The organism is Shinella sp. S4-D37, from assembly GCF_040812195.1.
GTDB lineage: Bacteria > Pseudomonadota > Alphaproteobacteria > Rhizobiales > Rhizobiaceae > Shinella.
Window position 1 is genome coordinate 3,624,260 of record NZ_JBFNXL010000005.1, and the last position, 21,435, is coordinate 3,645,694.

24 protein-coding genes and 1 tRNA gene are annotated in these 21,435 nt (G+C 66.0%); 9 read left to right on the top strand and 16 right to left on the bottom strand.

The features are described 5' to 3' along the window. Nucleotides 1-18: 18 nt before the first annotated feature. From AB3G45_RS25355 to AB3G45_RS25380, 6 genes are all read right to left on the bottom strand, one after another. A complete protein-coding gene (locus tag AB3G45_RS25355; RefSeq protein ID WP_367833675.1) occupies nt 19-1,302 on the bottom strand; it encodes a CpaE family protein in 1,284 nt (427 codons plus the stop codon). A 62-nt stretch (nt 1,303-1,364) separates the two neighbouring features. Then, nucleotides 1,365-2,081 carry a CpaD family pilus assembly protein gene (locus AB3G45_RS25360; protein WP_367833164.1) on the bottom strand — a complete coding sequence of 239 codons (717 nt, stop codon included), beginning with the start codon at nt 2,079-2,081 and terminating at the stop codon, nt 1,365-1,367. A gap of 11 nt (nt 2,082-2,092) precedes the next feature. Next, a complete protein-coding gene (locus tag AB3G45_RS25365) occupies nt 2,093-3,640 on the bottom strand; it encodes a type II and III secretion system protein family protein (protein WP_367833165.1) in 1,548 nt (515 codons plus the stop codon). Between the two features lie 15 nt (nt 3,641-3,655). Then, nucleotides 3,656-4,468, bottom strand: coding sequence for a Flp pilus assembly protein CpaB (gene cpaB, locus AB3G45_RS25370; protein ID WP_367833166.1), 813 nt, complete (start codon nt 4,466-4,468; stop codon nt 3,656-3,658). Nucleotides 4,469-4,660: 192 nt separating this feature from the next. Next, nucleotides 4,661-5,164, bottom strand: a complete 504-nt coding sequence (locus AB3G45_RS25375) for a prepilin peptidase (RefSeq protein ID WP_367833167.1) — start codon at nt 5,162-5,164, stop codon at nt 4,661-4,663. Nucleotides 5,165-5,282: 118 nt separating this feature from the next. After that, entirely contained in the window at nt 5,283-5,462 is a 180-nt protein-coding gene (locus tag AB3G45_RS25380) for a Flp family type IVb pilin (protein ID WP_064332146.1), read from the bottom strand. Nucleotides 5,463-5,826: 364 nt separating this feature from the next. Between AB3G45_RS25380 and AB3G45_RS25385 the strand changes: the two genes are divergently transcribed. The 7 genes from AB3G45_RS25385 (at nt 5,827) to AB3G45_RS25415 (ending at nt 11,383) form a co-directional block, all read left to right on the top strand. After that, nucleotides 5,827-6,198, top strand: a complete 372-nt coding sequence (locus AB3G45_RS25385; RefSeq protein ID WP_367833168.1) for a pilus assembly protein N-terminal domain-containing protein — start codon at nt 5,827-5,829, stop codon at nt 6,196-6,198. A 187-nt stretch (nt 6,199-6,385) separates the two neighbouring features. After that, a complete protein-coding gene (locus AB3G45_RS25390) occupies nt 6,386-6,937 on the top strand; it encodes a TadE/TadG family type IV pilus assembly protein (RefSeq protein WP_367833169.1) in 552 nt (183 codons plus the stop codon). Further along, entirely contained in the window at nt 6,937-7,539 is a 603-nt protein-coding gene (locus AB3G45_RS25395) for a TadE/TadG family type IV pilus assembly protein (protein ID WP_367833676.1), read from the top strand. Before AB3G45_RS25390 ends, AB3G45_RS25395 begins: the two co-directional genes overlap by 1 nt. A gap of 115 nt (nt 7,540-7,654) precedes the next feature. Beyond that, the gene (locus AB3G45_RS25400; protein ID WP_367833170.1) at nt 7,655-8,884 is read left to right on the top strand and encodes a phosphopentomutase; all 1,230 of its coding nucleotides are present in this window, start codon (nt 7,655-7,657) and stop codon (nt 8,882-8,884) included. Further along, entirely contained in the window at nt 8,881-9,849 is a 969-nt protein-coding gene (locus AB3G45_RS25405) for an adenosine deaminase (protein ID WP_367833171.1), read from the top strand. The genes AB3G45_RS25400 and AB3G45_RS25405 overlap by 4 nt, the downstream gene beginning before the upstream one ends. Before the next feature lie 106 nt (nt 9,850-9,955). Continuing rightward, nucleotides 9,956-10,585 (top strand): uracil phosphoribosyltransferase, encoded by a 630-nt coding sequence (gene upp, locus AB3G45_RS25410; protein ID WP_023515052.1) that lies wholly within the window; start codon nt 9,956-9,958, stop codon nt 10,583-10,585. A gap of 261 nt (nt 10,586-10,846) precedes the next feature. Next, the gene (locus tag AB3G45_RS25415) at nt 10,847-11,383 is read left to right on the top strand and encodes a TIGR02281 family clan AA aspartic protease (protein WP_367833172.1); all 537 of its coding nucleotides are present in this window, start codon (nt 10,847-10,849) and stop codon (nt 11,381-11,383) included. On the opposite strand, the gene deoA is transcribed toward AB3G45_RS25415, so the two are convergent. Genes deoA through AB3G45_RS25450 form a run of 7 tightly spaced genes read right to left on the bottom strand, consistent with a single transcriptional unit; the run spans nt 11,373 to nt 18,302 of the window. After that, nucleotides 11,373-12,686, bottom strand: coding sequence for a thymidine phosphorylase (deoA, locus tag AB3G45_RS25420; RefSeq protein WP_367833173.1), 1,314 nt, complete (start codon nt 12,684-12,686; stop codon nt 11,373-11,375). The two genes, AB3G45_RS25415 and deoA, sit on opposite strands and share 11 nt — an antisense overlap. Before the next feature lies 1 nt (nt 12,687). After that, nucleotides 12,688-13,461: a deoxyribose-phosphate aldolase gene (deoC, locus tag AB3G45_RS25425; protein ID WP_367833174.1), complete on the bottom strand. Its 774-nt coding sequence runs from the start codon at nt 13,459-13,461 to the stop codon at nt 12,688-12,690. Beyond that, nucleotides 13,454-14,266 carry a purine-nucleoside phosphorylase gene (locus tag AB3G45_RS25430; protein WP_367833175.1) on the bottom strand — a complete coding sequence of 271 codons (813 nt, stop codon included), beginning with the start codon at nt 14,264-14,266 and terminating at the stop codon, nt 13,454-13,456. The genes deoC and AB3G45_RS25430 overlap by 8 nt, the downstream gene beginning before the upstream one ends. Further along, nucleotides 14,263-14,655, bottom strand: a complete 393-nt coding sequence (locus AB3G45_RS25435) for a cytidine deaminase (protein WP_367833176.1) — start codon at nt 14,653-14,655, stop codon at nt 14,263-14,265. Before AB3G45_RS25435 ends, AB3G45_RS25430 begins: the two co-directional genes overlap by 4 nt. Before the next feature lie 4 nt (nt 14,656-14,659). Further along, the gene (locus AB3G45_RS25440; RefSeq protein ID WP_367833177.1) at nt 14,660-15,631 is read right to left on the bottom strand and encodes an ABC transporter permease; all 972 of its coding nucleotides are present in this window, start codon (nt 15,629-15,631) and stop codon (nt 14,660-14,662) included. Nucleotides 15,632-15,636: 5 nt separating this feature from the next. After that, on the bottom strand, nt 15,637-16,770 hold the full coding sequence (locus AB3G45_RS25445) for an ABC transporter permease (protein WP_064332134.1): 1,134 nt from the start codon (nt 16,768-16,770) through the stop codon (nt 15,637-15,639). Beyond that, on the bottom strand, nt 16,767-18,302 hold the full coding sequence (locus AB3G45_RS25450) for an ABC transporter ATP-binding protein (protein ID WP_367833178.1): 1,536 nt from the start codon (nt 18,300-18,302) through the stop codon (nt 16,767-16,769). Before AB3G45_RS25450 ends, AB3G45_RS25445 begins: the two co-directional genes overlap by 4 nt. Nucleotides 18,303-18,457: 155 nt before the next feature. Between AB3G45_RS25450 and AB3G45_RS25455 the strand changes: the two genes are divergently transcribed. Beyond that, the gene (locus AB3G45_RS25455; protein ID WP_367833179.1) at nt 18,458-18,682 is read left to right on the top strand and encodes a SlyX family protein; all 225 of its coding nucleotides are present in this window, start codon (nt 18,458-18,460) and stop codon (nt 18,680-18,682) included. Nucleotides 18,683-18,744: 62 nt separating this feature from the next. Here the strand turns inward: AB3G45_RS25455 and AB3G45_RS25460 are convergent, their stop codons facing one another. The 3 genes from AB3G45_RS25460 to AB3G45_RS25470 form a co-directional block, all read right to left on the bottom strand. Beyond that, the gene (locus AB3G45_RS25460; RefSeq protein WP_367833180.1) at nt 18,745-19,737 is read right to left on the bottom strand and encodes a BMP family protein; all 993 of its coding nucleotides are present in this window, start codon (nt 19,735-19,737) and stop codon (nt 18,745-18,747) included. Between the two features lie 218 nt (nt 19,738-19,955). Beyond that, entirely contained in the window at nt 19,956-20,606 is a 651-nt protein-coding gene (msrA, locus tag AB3G45_RS25465) for a peptide-methionine (S)-S-oxide reductase MsrA (RefSeq protein ID WP_367833181.1), read from the bottom strand. A gap of 67 nt (nt 20,607-20,673) precedes the next feature. Continuing rightward, nucleotides 20,674-20,994, bottom strand: coding sequence for a hypothetical protein (locus tag AB3G45_RS25470; RefSeq protein WP_367833182.1), 321 nt, complete (start codon nt 20,992-20,994; stop codon nt 20,674-20,676). 234 nt (nt 20,995-21,228) lie between these two features. On the opposite strand from AB3G45_RS25470, the gene AB3G45_RS25475 reads away from it, so the two are divergent. Further along, nucleotides 21,229-21,318: transfer RNA gene (locus AB3G45_RS25475), tRNA-Ser, on the top strand. Nucleotides 21,319-21,435 lie beyond the last annotated feature (117 nt).

The following is a 21,435-nucleotide window of genomic DNA, read 5'->3' on the forward strand; positions in this document are numbered from 1 at the left end:
TTGCGTCGCCCGTCGGGCCTATTTCCTGCCGAGGAGGCCGAGCAGATTGCCGAGGCCCGCCTTCTTGGGTTTCTTGATCGTCGCGCGGCCTGTCACGAGATGGGCGATCTGCGAGAAGGTCTCCGCCGTCGGCGACTTGCGATCCATCTCGGCGATCATGCGGCCGCTGTTGGCGGCGGTGCCGAAGAGCTGCGCATCGAAGGGGATGACCGCGACCGGCTGGACGCCGAGCGGTTCGCAGAAATCGTCCGGCGCGATCTCCGGCCGCTTCGGCAGGCCGACCTGGTTGAGGATCAGGTGCGGCGGCTTGTCGTTCGGCCGGAGCTTCTTCAGGGCGTCGAGCATGTTCTTGGTGTTGCGCAGGTTCGCCAGGTCCGGCACCGCGGTGATCACCAGCTCGTCGACCTCCGACAGCAGCACACGCGTCCATTCCGACCAGGCATGCGGCACGTCGAGCACGGTGACCGGGGCGCTGCGCTGCAGAACCTCGATGATCGGCTGGAAGGAGCCGCGCTCCAGATCGTAGGCACGGTCGAGCATGGAGGGGGCCGCAAGCAGCGACAGGCGCTCCGAGCATTTCGTCAGCAGGCGGTCGAGGAACACCTCGTCGAGCCGGTCCGGCGCGTAGATCGCCTCGGAAATACCCTGCGGCGGGTCCTGGTCGAAGTCGATATTGGCCGTGCCGTAGGGCAGGTCGAGATCGGCGAGGATCACCTCCGTCTGGAAGAGGCTCGAAATGTCGAAGGCGCAATTGTGCGCGATCGTCGAGGAGCCCGCGCCGCCCTTGGCGCCGATGAAGGCGATGGTGCGGCCGAGCGGCTCGGCATCGGGATCGACGAAGATCGCCGACATGGCACTGAGGACGTCGGCCATGCCGACGGGGCCGACCATGTATTCGGAAATGCCGTTGCGGATGAGGTCGCGGTAGAGCGGGATGTCGTTGTAGCTGCCGACGATGATGACCTTGGTGCTGGGATCGCAGACCTCGGCCAGCGGGGCGAGCTCGTCCATGATGCCGCGTGGCTCCGTCGAGGTCTCCAGGATCAGGAGGTTGGGCGTCGGCGCCGAGGCGAACATGTTGGCCGCCGCCGCGATGCTGGCGCTGGAGACCCTCAGGCTCACCTTGGCCATGCGACGGTCCTGGCCGCAGCGCTCCATGGTGCGCAGCATGGCCTCGCTTTCGCAGAAGGCGTGGACCGAGATGCGCGGCAGCGAACGCACGCCGTCCAGTTCGGCGGGCCGGACCGTCTCCTCCGCCTCGCCTGCGCCCGTGCGCTCGATGGTGTAGTCTATTGTGCTCATCGTCATGCCCGTTCCTGGTGTCCGGCGGACCGGATGGATATGTGCCTGGCCCCGGCCGCCGGTCAGAGCGGCGGCTGGCCTATATCGCGGTAGTCGTCGATCACGGCGGAACGCCGCGCCGCATCGATCTCGGTCATGCCGCGCGGCTGCACCAGATCCATCGGATTGGCGATCTGGGCGGCAAGGTTGGCCTGCGACGCGCAGCCGAAATTATGATAATTCTTGTTTTCCATCGTGTTGACGACGAGATCCTCAGGCCATTGACCGCACGGACCCGTCTGGGCGGTGATGGCGAAGAAGGCAAGGCGGATCGGCGCATTGGCGCCGTAGCCGCTGGCGTCGTAGCGCGTCTCGATCAACTGGTCGCGCCTCACCCCCGCCGCCGTCAGCGTCGCGCGGATGTCCTTGCGCAGGTGATCCGCCGTCGCGGCATTGGCCGAGCCGAGCGGCAGCATGATCTGTACTGCGCCGCGCGATTTGGCGGCATGGTCGGAGGCAAAGCCGCGGATATTGTCGCGCATCGCCATGGTCAGGGTCCGGTCGCCGGTGGCGACGGGAATGTCCATCGTCTGCGCGGTTTCCGACAGCACGATCGGGTGGCGCGTGCGGTAGTCGTCCGGGATCGACGCCGTGGCGGACCGGTCGGGACGCGCGCCGCAGCCGGCAAGGAGGGCGGCGGACAGGATGAGGGTCGCCGCAAGCGCGGCGCGTGTCGGCAGGTGCCGGTGCATGGTGCGGTTCCTTGCGGAAAGCCAAGTCTTGCTGGTCGTGTCGCGCATGTCCCGTCCCGTCACTTGTAGATGAAGCCGATGGAGCCGTGGTAATTGCCCGCCGGCATGGCGTCTTCCTTGCGGCCGTAGATCTTGTTCACCTTGCCGAGGAAGAAGCTCGCCGCATCGTTGGTCGCGTTGAAATTGTCGTCCGGACGCTGGAGCGCGGTGCGCGCGACGGGCCGCACGAGATAGGGCGTGGCGATGATGACCATTTCCGTTTCGTTGCGCACGAAGTCCTTGGAGCGGAACAGCGTGCCGAAGATCGGGATTTTCGAGAGGCCCGGCAGGCCGGAGACGGCCTGGCGGATATCGTCCTTGACGAGGCCGGCGATGACGATCGAGCCGCCCGACGGCAGTTCGACGCTCGTCGTGGCCTCGCGGCGGCGGATGCCGAGCACGGTCATGCCGGGAATGGTGGAGGCGCCGCCATAGGTGGCCGAGCCTTCGAAGGTCGGCTCGGAGACCTCGGTCTCGACGCGCAGGCTGATGCGGCCGGGTGACAGCACGACCGGGCGGAAATTCAGCCGGATGCCGTATTCGACCTGGGTGATGCTGCGGCTGACCGTCGTCGCCTCGCCCTCGCCGCCGCCCTCGATCGTCTGTTCGGTCGGAAGGCGGAAATCGCCGCCGACATAGAAGCGAGCCTCTTCGCCGGAAATCGCCGTCAGGCTGGGCTCGGCAAGGGTCCGCATCACACCGGCCTGTTCCATGGCGCTCATGCTGCCGGCGAGGGCGAGGCCGCCGATCGTGCCGGAGGCGACGCCGTTGGAGACCCAGTCCGCGGCGCCGCCGAGATTGGTCGGGTTGCGGAAGGAGATACCTGCATTCGACCCCTGCGCGGAGCCGTTGAAGCCGAGCTGCTTGAGCACCTGGCGGCTGACTTCCGCCACGGTGATCTTCAGCGTCACCTGGTCCTCGCCGTCGATCTTCAGCATGTTGACCACTTCGGAGCGCTGGCGCACTTCGCCGAAGATCGCCGCGTCGCCGTTGTTGCCCTGGGCGGTGATGTTGCGGGTCGTCGCCTCGCCGCCCTTGAGGAAGATCCCGGCGATCTCCTCGGCGCGCTTGGAATCCTGCGGGGTGCGCACGGTGCCGCTCAGCACGATGTTGTCCGACATGATCTCGACCTGGATGTCGGAGTCGGGAATGAAGCGGCGCAGGTTCGCCTGCAGGCCGTCGATGTCGCGCTCGACGGTGAGGTCGATGCTGACGATCTCCTCGCCGCCCGGCCCGAAGATGAAGATGTTGGTCTGGCCGACGTCCTTGCCGAAGAGGTAGATGCGCCGCGAGGTGCGGGTGACCGCGTCCGCCTTGCCCGGATCGGCGACGAGGATGTCGTGCGCATCGGTCGGCAGGTCCACCACGATCGCCTTGTTGAGGCCGAGCTTGACCGCCTTGCGGGCGCCGGGACCGGCATCGCTGATGCGGATGACGGAGGCGGTCGCCGCTTCGGCGGTGAGCGCCGGCGCGCCGTTGACAACGGTTTCAAACAGGCCGGAAAGCGCCAGGCAGAAGCTCAGCCCGCCGGCGACGGAAGCCCGAAAAGTCCTTGTGATTCCAAACACGGGGTCAGCTCCTGGTCACTTCTGGGCTGCGGGCGAGCCGCCGTTCACGATTTCACCGGTCTTGATCACCTGGATGACCGGCATGCCGTCGCCGCCGCTGAGAAGGTAGTCGGCCGCGCCGGTATCGGCCTCCTGGGCATCCGCGATGCTGCGCAGCGCCAGCGACAGGCGCTCGGCCATCTGCTGGGCGACGGCGATCACCTTGGTCTGGTCGGGCGTCAGTTCCAGCGTGGCGGTGGTGCCGACGGCGGATTTCGAACCGTCCTCGTTCTCCTGGATCTGCTGGTCGATGGCGAGCACGCGCACGTTCGACAGCACGGTCTCGGTCAGGTAGGAGGAGCCTTCCTGGCTCTTGCGCACCATGATGACGTCGACGCGATCGTTCGGCAGGATGAAGCCGCCGGCACCCGTGGCGACCGAGATCTCCGTGGCGACCGCCCGCTTGCCCGAGGGCAGCAGCGACGACATGATGCGGTTGCTGGAATCGGCGATCTTCTCCTGGCGGATCGGCTCGCCGTTGAAGATCGGCATGCGGGCGATGGCGCCGTTGAGGCTCTCCATGGCGTCCGGCCGGTTCTGGTCGGTGATGAAGCCCTCGACGACCGAGCCCTTCGGCCAGGCACTCCAGGTTATCGTCTCCGGATTGAGCCGCGCGCCGACCGGCAGGCTTTCCCTGGCGACCAGCACGTTGACCGTGGGCTCGCGCTCGACGACGGCTTCGGTCTGGGCGGGCGCGCCACCGCCGCCGGCGACCTTCAGGGCCAGAAGGCCCGCGACGCCGGCCGAAACGACGGCCACTGCCAGAATGATGATTCGCGCCGGTCTCATGTGGTTTCCCTGGGGCTGCGGACTTTTCTATCCGCCCACATTGACCGGCAATGGTGTAATTATGGTTAATGAGCGCCTTACGCGCATGGTTAACGCGAAGCTAACGACGCTAGGCCGCACGCAGGCGTTGCTCCCGGTTTTTCAACCGGGGCTGGCAGAACGACGACCGAGACGATGACGGGGGCGGCCGGCTCAACCCAGCGCGGCGAGCATCAGCGGCGAGGACGGATAGGCGAGGAAGGCGCCGATCCCGATCGCGATGCCGTAGGGCACCTTCCTGGCCTTGAGCAGGTGATCGGGAACCGGCAGGCCCGATGCGAGGATCAGGTTCGTGTTGGCGCGCAGGGCGAGGATCGCGACGGTCAGCAGCCCGCCGAGGAAGGAGACATAGACCAGGTATTCGACCAGCGAGAGGCTCATGCCGAACCAGACGGCGCTGGCGGTCAGGAGCTTGGCGTCGCCCCCGCCCATGACATTGAGGGCGAAGAGCGAGAAACAGACGGAGAAGACGAGAAGGCCGGCGGCAAGATGCATGGCGATCTGCGTAAGATCGAGGCCTGCCAGCGGCGCCACGACGACGAAGGCGGCAAGGAGGATCGCCGAGACCCGGTTGGGGATGAGCATCGTCAGGAAATCGGAGCAGGCCGCGACCGCAAGGCAGAGCGGGAAAACCACGAAGATGATGGCCTGGGTCATGATGCCCTCCTTTCGGCGAAGAATGCCCGCGATCCGTTTGGAAAAGGATAATGCCGGAAAACAGAAAGCCGCCTAAGAGGCGGCTTTCCAAATACGGAGATTGGTTTTCCGCCGGCGATTACTTGTTCACTTCGGTGGTCAGCTTGGTGCCCAGCGTGGTAAACGTCTCGTTCAGCGAGTTGCCGAGGGCGGTTGCGCCGGTGATGAGGGCAACGGAAATCAGGGCGGCGATCAGGCCGTATTCGATGGCGGTGGCGCCCGATTCGTCTTTCATAAGGCGAGCGAAAATCTTGGTCATGGTATTCTCCTAGCTCCACGATTGTTGGTTCAGCACGTCCGCCAACTGTTTCCGTTGTTCGGATGACTGCAACCTACAGGCAAGCCATTTCCATCACCTTAAGGAACCCGGTTAACAAAATCCTGCCAGAAGCTTGCGGGTTTTATGGTCACCATCCGGTTAAACCCCCTGCAGACAGGCATTTGCCCCGTTTCCGGCCCGCCGGAGCAGCAACGGGCCCTGTCCGGATCCCGGATATATCTACAAGGTTAGCGGGTGGCTTAAATCTTCGTTCACCATTCGCAGCGATGCTGTCGGTGTTTTATCACTGGGATGACTGTTTATGGGACGCGACGGGATTTTCGCTGCAGGAGCCGCAAAGCTTGTGACGGCCGCGCTTGTCGTGGCGGCGACGGCTTCTTCCGCCCTTGCCGACGAGCCGCTGATGCGCGTCTATATGGACCACGCGCGCGTGCTCAAGCTCGACCGCCCCGTCAGCAAGGTGATCATCGGCAATGCCGACGTCGCCGATGCGACCGTCGCCGATGCCCAGACAATCGTGCTGACCGGCCGCAATTTCGGCACCACCAACCTGGTCCTCCTCGACGCGGACGGCAATGCCATCGTCGACGAGCGCATCCTCGTGTCGATCGACGAGGGCAACACGGTGCGCGTCTTCCGGCAGACGGACCGCTCCGTGCTCTCCTGCACGCCCAATTGCGAGGAGCATGTCGCGCGGAACAAGAACGGCGGCTGATGCCCGCGTCCCGCTTCGGGCGTCCGAATGCGGGAAACCGTTCAACTCTTCGGCTTCGCGCATACGAAATATAAACGTTCCGCGGCCTATCCTCGCCCGTGTCCAGCACTTGGTCAGCACTTGGGCCAGCACTTGGGAACGGATCGCGATGCCGCTCGATCATGACGCACCTGCCCGCCGGAGGCCGATGAAGCGCCTTTTCGGCCGCTTCCTTGCCCGGCGCGATGGCGCGACGGCCATCGAGATCGCGCTTCTCAGCCTGCCCTTCTTCGCGATCGTCTTCGCCTCGCTGGAAACCTTCGTCGCCTTTTCCGCAGAGCAGCTTCTCGCCAATGCCACGGAAGCCATGGCGCGCAAGATCAGGACCGGCGAAATCCGTTCCAACGTCACGCAGGAGGAATTCCGCAGGGCGTTCTGCGACGAGATCTCCATCCTGATGCCCTGTTCGGCGGACGAGGTGAAGACGCCCAGCAAGCTGTATCTCGATGTCAGGAGCTTCGCCAGGTTCGCGGACATCCCGAAGACCATCCCGCTTGTCGGCAGCGACCTCGACACCAGTTCCTTCAGGATCGCTCCCGGCGGCAAGCAGACCATCAACATCGTGCGGGCCTACTATCGCTGGGACATCGTGACGGACCTCGTCCGGCCCTATGTCTCCAACATCCGTGCGGCCGACGGCTCGCGGCAGAACTACCTGATGATCGCGACGGCCGTCGTCCAGAACGAGGACTATCCGTGATGCGCAAGGTCCTTTCCGGCATGGACGGGCGGCGGGACGCCGCAAGCGGCATCCTGCTGCGGCTGCGCCGCTTCATCGAGGATCGGCGCGGCGTCGGCGCCATCGAATTCGCCATCGTCGCGCCGCTCCTGATGATGGCCTATGTCAGCGCCTTCGAGATCACCGTCGCCATCACCGCCTCGCGCAAGGTCAGCCGCGCGTCGGCCACCGTCTCCGACCTCCTGACGCAGAACGACACGACCAGCAAGGCGACGCTCGACACGATGAAGGACGTCGTCGCCAAGATCGTCGCGCCGTTCCCCCTCGGCAGCGAATACACGCTGAAGATCACCGGCGTCTCCGTCGCCGCCGACGGCAAGGCGACGGTCGCCTGGTCGCGCGACCAGGGCGGGAACGCCCCCTATGTCAAGGGCAACGCGGTGGATCTGCCGAGCGACATGGAGGACATGGAAACCTTCATCGTGCGGACGGAGCTGTCGGTGCCCTATTCGATCCTGCTGCTCGCGCCGAACCTTGATTCGAACCTCAACAAGATCACGCTCGGCCGGACGAGCTATTTCCGCCTGCGCCGAGGCAAGAAGATCGACTGCGCCGACTGCTGACCCCGCCTCCCGCATCCTGCCGATTTCGCTTGAACCGGCTGCAAGGCCCGTGTCATGTCTCGCAATTCCTCCGGTCCGCCCTGCGGGACGGAGGCGGACAGACGGCAGGTGATCCATGGCGCGAGCCTTTCTCTTCGTTCTCGATTCCTTCGGCATCGGCGGTGGGCCGGATGCCGCCGCCTTCGGCGATCTCGGCGCCGATACGCTCGGCCATATCGCCGAATTCTGCGCCGCAGGCGCTGCCGACCGGCCGGGCCTGCGCCAGGGGCCGCTGACGCTTCCCAACATGTCGGCGCTCGGCCTGCTGCACGCCGCCCGCGCCGCGACGGGCCGCTTCCCGCGGGGCATGGACGTGCCGCAGCGCGTCTTCGGCTATCACGGCGCCGCCAGCAAGGTCTCCAACGGCAAGGACACGCCCTCCGGCCACTGGGAGATCGCCGGTACGCCCGTCGCCTTCGACTGGGGCTATTTCCCGACGGAGGGCGACGCCTTCGAGCCGGAACTCGTCGAGGCCATTTGCAGCGCCGGCAAGGTGCCGGGCATCGTCGGCAATTGCCATGCCTCCGGCACCGATATCATCGCCCGCCACGGCCTCGACCATATCCGCAGCGGCAAGCCGATCTGCTACACCTCCTCCGATTCCGTCTTCCAGGTCGCCGCGCACGAGCGCGCCTTCGGCCTCGACCGGCTGCTCGCCTTCTGCGAGAGAGTGCGGCAGATCCTCGACGAGCGGCCGGGCGGGCGCATCGGCCGGGTCATCGCGCGGCCCTTCGTCGGCGATACGCCGGAGACCTTCGAGCGCACCGGCAACCGCCGCGACTATTCCGTGCCGCCGCCGGAACCGACCCTGCTCGACCGGCTGACGGAGGCCGGCCGCACCGTGCATGCCGTCGGCAAGATCGGCGACATCTTCGCCCACCAGGGCATCGGCCGGCTGACCAAGGCGAACGGCAACATGGCGCTGTTCGACGCCACGCTCCGCGTCATGGACGAGGCGGCGGACGGCGATCTCGTCTTCACCAATTTCGTCGATTTCGACATGCTCTACGGCCACCGCCGCGATGTCGCGGGCTATGCCGCCGCGCTGGAAGCCTTCGACCGGCGCCTGCCGGAGGTGGACCGCAAGCTGAAGCAAGGCGATATCGTCATCCTCACCGCCGACCACGGCTGCGACCCGACCTGGCGCGGCACCGACCATACGCGCGAGCGCGTGCCGATCATGAGCTTCGGTCCGGGCCTGCGCTCGCGCCTCCTTCAAACCCGCGCCAGTTTCGCCGATATCGGCGAGAGCGTCGCGCGCCATCTCGGCATTGCGCCCGGCCGGCACGGAAGGAGCTTTCTGTGACCAGACACCTGCCCAAGGCGGAGTTGCACTGCCATATCGAGGGCGCGACCCCGCCTTCCCTCGCCCTTTCGCAGGCCAAACGCTACGGCATCGACACCTCCAGCTTCATTCGCGACGGCGAATATGCCTGGGAGGATTTCACCAGCTTCGTCGCGAGCTACGACGCGACGGCCAACCTCTTCCGCACGGAGGAGGACTATGCCGTCCTCGCCGAGACCTACCTCACCGGGATCGCCGAGGCCGGCGCCATCTACAGCGAGCTGATCGTCTCGCCCGACCAGGGGGACGCCGTCGGCATCGGCGCCGATGCCTATATAAGCGGCCTTGCCGAGGGCGCCGAGCGGGCCCGGGCGGGAACTGGCATCGAGACACGCCTCCTCATCGTCGGCATCCGCCATTTCGGTCCGGAACGGGTGGTGAAGGCGGCGGAATATGCCGCCCGCCGGCCGCATCCGCTGATCACCGGCTTCAACCTTGCCGGCGAGGAGCGCATGCACCGCGTCGCCGATTTCGCGCGCGCCTTCGACATCGCCCGCGATGCCGGCCTCGGCATCACCATTCATGCCGGGGAGCTTTCGGGCGCCTTCAGCGTGCGCGACGCGCTCGACCATGTCCGCGCCACCCGCATCAGCCACGGCGTGCGCGCCATCGAGGACGGCGACCTCGTGAGGCGGCTGGCGGACGAGGGCGTGGTGCTGGAGGTCTGCCCCGGCTCGAACGTGGCGCTGAAAGTCTTCCCCGATTTCGAGCGCCATCCGCTGCGCGCCCTTCACGAAGCCGGCGTCCGCGTTACGCTCAATTCCGACGACCCGCCGTTCTTCCACACCTCGCTTGCCCGCGAATACGACGTCGCTTCCTCAATCATGGGCTTCCGCGACGACGACCTTCTCGGCATGACGCGGACCGCGATCGAGGCCGCCTTCGTCGACGACCCGACGCGCGAACGGCTGCTTTCGCGGCTTTGAGGGGCAAAGCCGGCTGGGGATGTTGCCGGCCGGGCGCGCTCCACTCTTGCGGCCATGCGCCGTTCCGTGGAAAAAGAGGCGTTTACTCGTTTTCGGAAGGTTGGCCATGGACGGCGTTACAGTCATCGATCACCCGCTCGTGCAGCACAAGCTGACCATCATGCGCAAGAAGGAGACCTCGACGGGGAGTTTCCGCCGCCTGCTGCGCGAGATCTCCACCCTGCTCTGCTACGAGGTCACGCGCGACCTGGAATTGACCACGCAGCGCATCGAGACGCCGCTGGAGGAGATCGACGCACCCGTCCTCGAAGGCAAGAAGCTGGTCTTCGCCTCGATCCTGCGCGCCGGCAACGGGCTGCTTGAGGGCATGCTGGAGCTGGTGCCCTCCGCCCGCGTCTCCCATATCGGCGTCTACCGCGACCACGAGACGCTGGAGGCGGTCGAATATTTCTTCAAGGCGCCCGACAGCATCGACGAGCGCCTCGTCATCGTCGTCGATCCGATGCTGGCGACGGGCAACTCGGCGATTGCCGCCATCGACACGCTGAAGAGCCGCGGGGCGACGAACATCCGCTTCCTCTGCCTGCTCGCCGCGCCGGAAGGCATCAAGAGCTTCCGCGCGCACCATCCGGACGTGCCGGTCTACACCGCTTCCATCGACCGCCAGCTCAACGAGAAGGGTTATATCGTACCCGGCCTCGGCGATGCCGGCGACCGCATGTACGGCACGAAGTGAACGGCTGACCGGACAGGGCCTCTGCCCTCTCCTCCGTCATGGTCGGGCTTGACCCGACCATCCACGCCACACCCGCCGCATGGATCCTCGGGTCAAGCCCGAGGATGACTTGAGGGGGGCGAGGGTGCTCGCAAAAGCATTTAACGCACCATTTACCAAACCGATCGAAGATCGTGGAGAGGGGCGCCGACGGGCGCCCCTTTTGCCGTCCGTTAGCCGGATGCGTGCTATTTCGGGACAGATCCTTCCGGAGACCGTCCCATGTTCGTTCGCAGCCTTGTCTTTCTCGTCGGTTCCGTCGTCGCGGCCGCGGCCTTCGTGCCCGGCGTCGCGACGCGCTATCTCGACGCGACCGCCAAAGTGCCCGAGGCGAAGGTGGAGAAGGCGGCCGTGGAGGCCGGCACGGGCGCGGCGCGCTATACCGGCAACCGCAACGCCGTCATCAGCGCCGATCCGAACGGCCACTTCACCGGCCGCTTCGCCATCAACGGCCGCAAGGAAGAGGGCATGGTCGATACCGGCGCCAGCATGGTCGCCATCAACATCTCGACGGCGCAGCGCCTCGGCATCGACAAGGGCGACCTCAATTTCCGCTACGCCGTCGATACGGCGAACGGCAAGGCGCGCGCCGCCTATGTCAAGCTCGACCGCGTCGAGATCGGCCCGGTACGCCTGGAGAATGTCGGCGCCATGGTGCTGGAGGACAGGGCGCTGTCCGGCACGCTGATCGGCATGAGCTTCCTGAAGGGGCTGTCGTCCTACCGCGTCGAGGACGGCCGGATGCACCTCATCCGCTGATGCGCCTCAGGATATCCGGCGACGGCACGGGCGCCTCCGGCGCGATGCGGTAGAGCCCGGCAAGCCGCGCCGCGCCCTGCGCCGCACGCTCCGCATCCGCCGCATGCACGCGGCCGATCTCCTCACCCTTCTCCACCTTTCTGCCGAGCGGCAGCAGCCGGTCGAAACCGACGCGATGGTCGATCCCGACGTCCGGGCGGCTGCGCCCGCCGCCGAGTTCGATGACGGCAAGGCCCAGTCCGCGCGTGTCGCAGGCGGCAAGGTAGCCGGAATGCGGCGCCATGACCGGCCGGATGGCGGGGGCCGGCGCAAGATAGACCTCCGGGCGTTCCAGGAGGTCGGCCGGGCCGCCGAGCGCCTGCACCATGCACTCGAACGTCTCGGCCGCCGCGCCGCTGGAAAGGGCCGTGGCGGCCCGGCCTTCGGCCGCGGCGATATCCCCATCCAATCCCGACAGAACCAGCATTTCCGCCGCGAAGGCGAGCACGATGCGCTCCAGGCGCGTCCCGGCCTTGCCGCCCTTCAGGAAGGCGATGCAGTTGGCGATCTCGACGGCATTGCCGGCGGCATCGGCGAGCGGCTGGTTCATGTCGGTGATGAGGGCGGCGGTCGTGACCCCGGCCCCGTTCGCGACCGCGACCAGCGAGCGGGCCAGCGTCTCCGCCTCGCCGGCATCCGCCATGAAGGCGCCGTTGCCGACCTTCACGTCGAGCACCAGCGACCGGAGGCCGGCGGCAAGCTTCTTGGAAAGGATCGAGGCAGTGATCAACGGCACAGAATCGACCGTCGCCGTGACGTCACGGATGGCATAGAGGCGCTTGTCGGCCGGCGCGAGATCCGCCGTCTGGCCGATGATGGCGCAGCCGACCTCGCGCACCGTGCGGCGAAAACGGTCGGAGGAAGGCATGATCGTGTAGCCGGGGATCGATTCCAGCTTGTCGAGCGTGCCGCCGGTATGGCCGAGCCCGCGGCCGGAGATCATCGGCACGGCAAGCCCGCAGGCCGCCACGATGGGCGCCAGCATGAGGGAGACATTGTCGCCCACCCCGCCGGTCGAATGCTTGTCGGCGACCGGCCGGTCAATGTCCGACCAGTCGAGCACATCGCCCGAATCGCGCATGGCGAGCGTCAGCGCCACGGTCTCCTCGCGCGCCATGCCGTTGAACCAGACCGCCATGGCGAAGGCCGCCACCTGCCCTTCGGAGACGCTGCCATCCGTGAGGCCGGCGACGAACCGGGCGATCTCCCCGGCGGTGAGGGGCTCGCCGTTCCGCTTGCGGCGGATCGTCTCCTGCGGGAGCATGCTAGTAGCTCGCGGGCGGCGGCGGCGCGGACTGACCGCCGAGCACGGAGAGGATATCGCCGAGAAGGCCGGAGGCGCCGAAGCGGAAGGTTTGCGGCGTCGCCCAGCCTTCGCCGAGGATCGAGGCGGCAAGCGCGAGGTATTCGCCGGCATCCGCCACCGTGCGCACGCCGCCCGCCGGCTTGAAGCCGACCGGCTTGCCGCTGTCCCTGATCGCCGTCAGCATGATTTCGGCGGCCGGCAGGGTCGCATTGACCGAGACCTTGCCGGTCGAGGTCTTGATGAAGTCGCTGCCGGCGGCAATGGCGAGGTCCGACGCCCTGCGGATGAGCGCCGCATCCTTGATCTCGCCGGTTTCCAGAATGGTCTTGAGGCGCACCGGCGGCGTGCAGGCGGCCTTGACCGCCGCCACCATCTCGCTCACCGCCGCCGCGTTGCCGGCAAGGAAGGCGCGGTAGGGGATGACGAGGTCGATCTCGTCGGCGCCATCGGCGATCGCCTGCTTCGTCTCCGCCAGCACGGCCTCGACCGCAAGGTCGCCGGAGGGGAAGTTGACGACGGTTGCGATCTTCACCGCATGGCCCGCACCGAGGATGCCCCGCGCCTCAGCCACGAAGCGCGGCCAGATGCAGATGGCGGCCGTGTTTCCGAAACGCGTCTGTGCCTGGGCGCAGAGCTTTTCTATGGCGGCGGCATCGCAATTGTCGGTGAGGTCGGTCAGGTCGAGCAGCGAGAGCGCCTTCTGCGCGGTCGCCTTGATGCTGTCCTCATGCATGGTCTTCGTCTCCGCCCGCGATCATTTCGGCAAGGATCGCGGCGAGCCGCTTCCCGCCGATCGGGGCCATGTCCTTGGTTTCGTGATGGCTGAGTTCGCCGCCCGTCATGCCGGCACCGAAATTGGTGATGACCGAGGCGGCGGCGACCTTCAGGCCGAGATGGCGGGCGATCAGCACTTCCGGCACGGTCGACATGCCGACGGCATCGGCGCCGAGGACGCGCGCCATGCGGATTTCCGCCGGCGTTTCGAAATTCGGGCCGGAGAACCACATATAGACGCCGGAGGACAGCGGGATGCCGAGTTTGCCGGCCGCCCCCTCCATGCGCGCGGCAAGGTCCGCGTCATAGGCATTGGTCATGCCGACGAAGCGGTCGTCGCTCTCGATGCCGATCAGCGGATTGCTGCCCGAAAAATTGATGTGGTCGGAAATGCGCATCACCGAGCCGGGCGGCATGTCCTCGCGCAGCGATCCCGCCGAATTGGTGAGGATGAGCGACGTGACGCCGAGTCCCTTCAGCACCTCGATGGGCGGGCGCATGGCGTTGGCATCGCCGCGCTCGTAATAATGCACGCGGCCGGAGAGCATGATGACCGGCACGCCGCCGAGCGTGCCGATGACCATTTCGCCGGCATGGCCCGAGACGGAACCGACGGGAAAGCTCGGCAGGTCCGCATAGGGTATGCGCAGCGGGTTCTCGACGGCCTCGACGAGCGTGCCGAGGCCCGAGCCGAGCACGATGCCGGTGCGCGGCAGCACACCGCCGAGGCGGGCGCGAAGGAGCTCTGTCGTTTCCGCGCTCATCCGATCACATCCGTCGCAAAGCCGTGCGGCAGCAATTCTTCCATGGTCATCGTCTTCTGGACGCCGGTCTCGTCGCACAGGTAGATCGGCGTCCCGGCGGTGGCGAATTCCGCGATCTTCTGCCGGCAGCCGCCGCAGGGCGGGCAGAGCGGCAGCTTCTCGGCGATGACGGCCATTTCGACGATCTTCCTGTTGCCGGCCATGATCATGTGGCTGATCGCGGTCGGCTCGGCGCACCAGCCCTGCGGGAAGGACAGGTTCTCGATATTGGCGCCGGCATAGATCTTGCCGTCCTCGGCGCGGATCGCCGCGCCGACGGGGAATTTCGAATAGGGCGCATGCGCGAAGGCCATCGCGGCGCGCGCCGCCTCGAAGAGGTCATGGGACATGTCTTTAGCGCTCCTTGACGTAGGGCACGCCGCCGGCCTTCGGCGGAATGGCCTTGCCGATGAAGCCTGCAAGCAGGATCACCGTCAGGATATAGGGCAGCGCCTGCATGAACTGTACCGGCACCTTGCCGATCAGCGGGAAGGCATAGCCCTGGTAGCGGATGGCGAAGGCATCGAGAAAGCCGAAGAGCAGGCAGGCGAAGAGGATGTTCTTCGGCCGCCACTTGGCGAAGATGAGGGCGGCGAGCGCGATATAGCCCTTGCCCGCGGTCATGCCCTTGGTGAAGCCGGCATTGGCGGAAAGCGAGAGATAGGCGCCGGCGACGCCGCACAGGATGCCGCAGCAGATGACGGCGCGGTAGCGCAGCCAGATGACCGAGATGCCGGCCGTATCGACCGCGCCGGGATTCTCGCCGACGGCGCGCAGGCGCAGGCCGAAGCGCGTGCGGTAGAGAATCCACCAGCTTGCCGGCACCATCAGGAAGGCGAGATAGGTCAGCGGCGAATGGCCGGAGAGCAGGCCCGAATAGATCTGGCCGAGGATCGGCACCTCGCGCACCGCATCGGCAAACGGCAGCGTGATCCGCCCGAAGCGGCCGTCCTCCGTCAGCGCCGGCGTGCGCCCGCCCTGGCGGAACCAGGCCTCGCCGAGGATGACGGTGGAGCCGGCGACGACGAAGTTGATGGCGACGCCCGAGACGATCTGGCTGCCGCGCTGGGTGATCGAGGCATAGCCGTGCACCAGCGAGAGCAGCACCGAGACGAGCACGGCGGCAAGAAGCCCCATCGTCACGGACTGGGTGATATAGGCGACGCAGCCGGCCGCGAAGGCCGCGCCCAGCATCTTGCCTTCGAGGCCGATGTCGAAGACGCCGGCGCGTTCGGTGAAGAGGCCGGCAAGCGCTGCAAGGATCAGCGGCGTCGAGAGGCGGACCGTTGACTGGGCCAGCTCGATGAAGACCTGAAAGAAATCCATTGATATCAGGCTCCCTTGGTGGCGGCGACGTCGCGCGTCTTCGGCGACAGGCCGAGGACGAGGCGCGTGATGGCCGGGCGGAACATGTGCTCGAGCGCGCCGGCGAAGAGAATGACGAGGCCCTGGATGATGACGATCATGTCACGCGAGATGGAGGGCATCTCGAAGGAGATTTCCGCCCCGCCCTGGTAGAGCATGCCGAAGAGCAGCGCGGCGGGAATGATGCCCGCCGGATGCGACCGGCCCATCAGCGCCACGGCGATGCCGACGAAGCCCGCGCCTTGCACGAAATCGAGCTGCATGCGGAACTGCTCGCCCATGATCGGGTTCAGCGCCATCATGCCGGCCAGCCCGCCCGAGATCATCATGGTGATGACGATGATCTTCGCCTCCTTGATGCCGGCATAGCGCGCGGCGGCGGGGCTGTGGCCCATGGTGCGCATCTCGTAGCCGAGCCGCGTGCGCCAGATCAGCACCCAGACGCCGAAGGCGGCAAGAAGCGCCAGCAGGAAGGAGATGTTGAACGGCGCCGTGCCGACGGAAAGGCCGAAGATCGACATCAGCCAGTCGAGCTTGGGCAGCTGCCCGCCGGCATCGAAGGTGCGGGTTTCCAGCGACATGGAGCCGAGCGGCTTGAACACCTTGTTGAGCAGGTAGTTCATCAGGCTGGCGGCGATGAAGTTGAACATGATCGTCGTGATGACGATGTGGCTGCCGCGCCTGGCCAGCAGCCAGCCGGGGATGAGCGCCCAGAGCGCGCCGAAGAAGGCGGCGCCGAGGATGGCGATCGGGAAGACCAGATACCAGGGCAGCGTATGGTCGAAGGACAGGCAGGCGAGCGCCACGCCGATGCCGCCGATATAGGCCTGCCCCTCGCCGCCGATGTTGAACAGGCCGCAATGGAAGGCGACGGCCACGGCAAGGCCGGTGAAGATGAAGGTGGTCGTATAGTAGAGCGTGAAGCCGATATATTCGCCGCGGCCGAAGGCCCCGTTGATCATGTGGTAGGCCGCTTCCAGCGGGCTCTCGCCGACGATGAGCACGACGAGGCCGGAAATCAGGAAGGCGACGGCGAGGTTGACGAGCGGGATCAGGCCATATTCGGCCCAGCCGGGCAGTTTCGCGTGCGGGACACTCATTCCGCGGCCTCCTTCCGGCCTTCCACCCCGGCCATCAGAAGACCGAGTTCTCCTTCGGTGGCATCGGGCGTGCGCTCGCCGACGACGCGGCCGGCGAACATGACGAGGATGCGGTCGGACAGCGCGCGGATCTCGTCGAGCTCGACCGAGACGAGCAGCACCGCCTTGCCCTGGTCGCGCATCTCGATGATGCGCTTGTGGATGAACTCGATGGCGCCGACATCGACGCCGCGCGTCGGCTGGCCGATGACCAGCACGTCCGGATCGCGCTCCATCTCGCGCGCCAGCACGATCTTCTGCTGGTTGCCGCCGGAGAAATTGGCGGTCTTCAGCCGCGGGTTCGGCGGGCGGATGTCATAGGCGGCGATCTTCTCCTCCGCATCGGCGCGGATGGCATCGATGTCGAGCAGCATGCCCTTGCGGTATTTCGGATCGTCGTGGTAGCCGAGGATGGCGTTCTCGCTTTCCTCGAATTTCAAAACGAGGCCGACATGGTGCCGGTCCTCCGGCACATGGGCAAGGCCCCGCCGACGCAGGTCCGCCGGGTCGGCATGGCCGGTGACGTCGATGGGCTTGCCGTTCAGCAGCACCGTGCCGGATTTGGCACGGCGGATGCCGGAGATCGCCTCCAGCAGCTCCGACTGGCCGTTGCCGGCGACGCCCGCGATGCCGACGATCTCGCCGGCGCGGATGTCGAAGGAGACGTCGTCGACCATGGTCACGCCGCGGCCGTCGCGCACGGTGAGGTTCTTCACCGAGAGCTTGACGTCGGCAGGCTTCGCCTCGCCCTTTTCGACGCGCAGCAGCACGCGGCGGCCGACCATCAGCTCAGCCAGTTCCTCCACCGAGGTTTCCTTCGTCCTGCGCGTCGCCACCATCTCGCCGCGGCGCATGACGGAGACCTCGTCGGTGATCGCCATGATCTCGCGCAGCTTGTGCGTGATGAGCAGCACCGTCTTGCCCTCGGCCTTCAGCTGCTCGAGGATGCGGAAGAGATGATCGGCCTCGGCCGGCGTCAAGACGCCCGTCGGCTCGTCTAGAATGAGGATATCGGCCTTGCGGTAGAGCGCCTTGAGGATTTCCACGCGCTGCTGGATGCCGACAGGCAGTTCCTCGATGACGGCGTCCGGATCGACCTCCAGGGCATATTCCTTTTCCAGCCGCTTCAGCTCGGCGCGCGCCTTGGTGATGCCGGCATTGAGGATCTGGCTCTCTTCCGCGCCGAGCATGATGTTCTCCAGCACGGTAAAATTCTCCACCAGCATGAAATGCTGGTGCACCATGCCGATGCCGGCGGCGATGGCGGCATTCGGATCGCGGATACTGACCTTCCGGCCGTCGACGAGGATATCGCCATGGTCGGCCTGGTAGAAGCCGTAGAGGATCGACATGAGGGTGGATTTACCGGCGCCGTTTTCGCCGATGATGCCGTGAATGGTGCCCTTGCGGACCTTCAGGTTGATGTTCCGGTTGGCGTGGACGAGGCCGAAGCTCTTGTCGATGCCCTTCAGTTCGATTGCCAATTCGCTCATGACGATCCACTCTTACGGGGATTTGAGGCCGACGGGCCTCTCGGCCGACCGGTCTTAGTCTTGTTGCTTCCGCCGCCCTTGTCCAGTCCGATTGCGGGGCCGGCCCTCTGCCGCTATAGCTCCTGCCGCCCGGTATTTCACCGGGGAGGAAAGCCATGACCACGCCCGACCGCCCCGACGAGGCCGATCGTCTCGCCCGCCTGGAGGAACACGTCGCCCACCAGGCCAACACGATCGAGGAGCTTTCCGACCAGCTCGCCGAGCAATGGCGGGTGGTCGAGCAGCTGCGGTCGAAGCTCGACCGGCTGACGGAACGGTTCCTTGCGCTGGAAGAGGGCTCCCTGGAAGCCCCGGCCGTCACCCGCCCGCCGCATTACTGAAGCGGATCCGGGAAGACGGAATCGGCCCGTCCGCCTTCCGGCAAACGGGCCGTCGCTGCCGCTCAGTAGGGGCAGGTCTCGTCCGACATGTAGTCGTGCACCTTCACCGTGCCGGCAATGATGTCGGCACGGGCCTTGTCGACCGCAGCCTTCATTTCCGGGGTGATGAGCGGGGCGTTGTTCTCGTCCATCGCGACGTCGACGCCGTTCTCCTTGAGGCCGAGCACGTTGACGCCCGGCTGGAACGTATCGTTCTTGGCGGTGATGAAGGCGTCGTAGACGGCGACGTCCACGCGCTTGACCATCGAGGTCAGCACCTTGCCGGGATGCATGCCGTTCTGGTTGGAATCGACGCCGATGCCGAGCTTGCCCGCATCGACCGCCGCCTGGAGGACGCCGACGCCCGTGCCGCCGGCCGCGTGATAGACGACGTCCGAGCCCTGGTCGAACTGCGACTTGGCGATCTCACCGCCCTTGACCGGGTCGTTCCAGGCGTCCGGCGTCGTGCCCGTATAGGCTTCGAGCACATTCATGTCGGACCCGAGCGACTTGGCGCCGCCGATATAGCCACAGGCGAACTTGTGGATCAGCGGGATATCCATGCCGCCGACGAAGGAGACGGTCTTCGTCTTGGACGCCATGCCGGCGAGGATGCCGGCGAGCCAGCCGCCTTCCTCTTCCTTGAAGACGACCGAGCGGACGTTCGGCTTGTCGACGACCATGTCGATGATGGCGAACTTGGTGTCGGGATACTCGGCCGCGACCTTCTCCAGCTGCGCCGCCCAGGAGAAGCCGGCCATCACGATCGGGTTGTTGCCGTCGCTGGCGAAGCGCCGGAGCGCCTGCTCGCGCTGCGCGTCGTTGGCGATCTCGAAATCGCGATAGTCGATGCCGGTCTCGGCCTTGAACTTTTCCGCGCCGTTATAGGCTGCCTCGTTGAACGACTTGTCGAACTTGCCGCCGAGATCGTAGATGATCGCCGGCTTGATGTCCGCGGCAAGCGCGCTCGCCGACATGGCGGCCGTGGCAAGAAGGGTGAGAAGGGTTTTTTTCATTGTGCAGCCCTGTTCGCTATTGATCTTATAGGGACCTTCCGCGTGGGCGCCCGAAAGGCGCGCAACGGAGCCACCGACCCGTTCCCTTGGGTCAGGCTGGCGGCATCCTTGCACGGCTCCGGCAAAAATTCACCAGAAATTTTTCAACTGGTAAAAAATAGAAGCCGCCGCGAAAGCCTTTTCGCGGCGGTGCGCATCCTTCTGAAAAGTTTGCGAAATCAGCCGATGGCGCAGGTAACGCCCGTGCCCCGCAGGCCGCAATAGCCGCCCGGATTCTTGGCGAGATATTGCTGGTGCGCGTCCTCGGCGAAGTAGAACGGCCCGGCCTCGGCAATCTCCGTGGTGATCCTGTCGGTGCGCCCCGCCGCCGCCAGCGCGGCCTGGTAGCCGTCGCGCACGCGGCGCGCGGTTGCAAGGTCCGCCGCATCGTCGAGATAGATCGCCGAGCGATAGGTCGTGCCGATATCGTTGCCCTGGCGCATGCCCTGCGTCGGGTCGTGCGCCTCGAAGAACGCCTTCAGCAGCGCCTCCAGGCCTACGACGGCCGGATCGTAGACGACGCGCACGACCTCGGTATGGCCGGTCAGGCCGGTCGTCGTCTCGTGATAGGTCGGGTTGGGCGTGAAGCCGCCGGAATAGCCGGCCGCCGTCACATGGACGCCCGGGATCTTCCAGAGCAGCCGTTCGGCGCCCCAGAAGCACCCCATGCCGAGCAGCACGGTCTTGAACCCGTCCGGATAGGGTCCCTTCAGCGGATGCCCGTTGACGAAATGGGTATCGGAGGTGGCGATGGGCTCGGCGCGCCCAGGCAGGGCTGCGCTGGCGGCGGGCATGACGGTCTTCTTGTTGAACATGTCGATCAGGAACATTCTAGGCCTCCTGGCCGGTTGGGCGATTCCAGCAGGGCTGCAAGGCGGGAATCGCGAAAAGTGTCTTTCAGGCGGTGAAGCGGCCCGCGACGGGCGGGCGCCTGTAGGCGATCACCCAGAAGAACAGCGAGACGGCGAGCAGGACGGCAAAGGCCGGCTGCGAGAGCACCCACATGGCCGCCGGATCCCAGGCATAGGGATGGAGGTTGCGCATGATGCCGTCGGCAACGAGCGCGATCGTATCGGGGCTTGCCGTGCTCCAGGCGACGGCCAGCGGCGTCAGCACCGGCTCGGAGGCCGAAACCGACTGGATCGCATCGATCGTGCCGGCCATGACGGCGACGACGAGCGCGACGAGGCTGATGGCCTTCAGGATGAACCGGATCATCGCGCACCCTCCAGGTATCGCCCGCGCAAGCCCAAATCCGCTCCGCTTTCTTCACGCCTATAGATAGGAAGACGGCCGGCTTTGCGCAATCCTTCGCCAGAAGCCGGACAACCTTCAAAAATCTGTCAGAAAGCGGTTGATCCCGCCGCAAACCTCGGTATATATCGCGCCGTCCCGCCGAAATGGAAACAGGAAAGCGGTCCGCGCCGGATTGACCGTCGGCAGCGAGCGGACGGACAGGTGGCCGAGTGGTTGAAGGCGCACGCCTGGAACGCGTGTATAGGGGAAACTCTATCGAGGGTTCGAATCCCTCTCTGTCCGCCATTAGTCCCCGTAAGCTATTGAAATATATATGGTGGCGACCGAATTCGCCAACCCAACCAACAAATCAGCCCACATATTCGCTCGGCTTGCTTCCACGGGATTTGTTGCGAGGGCACG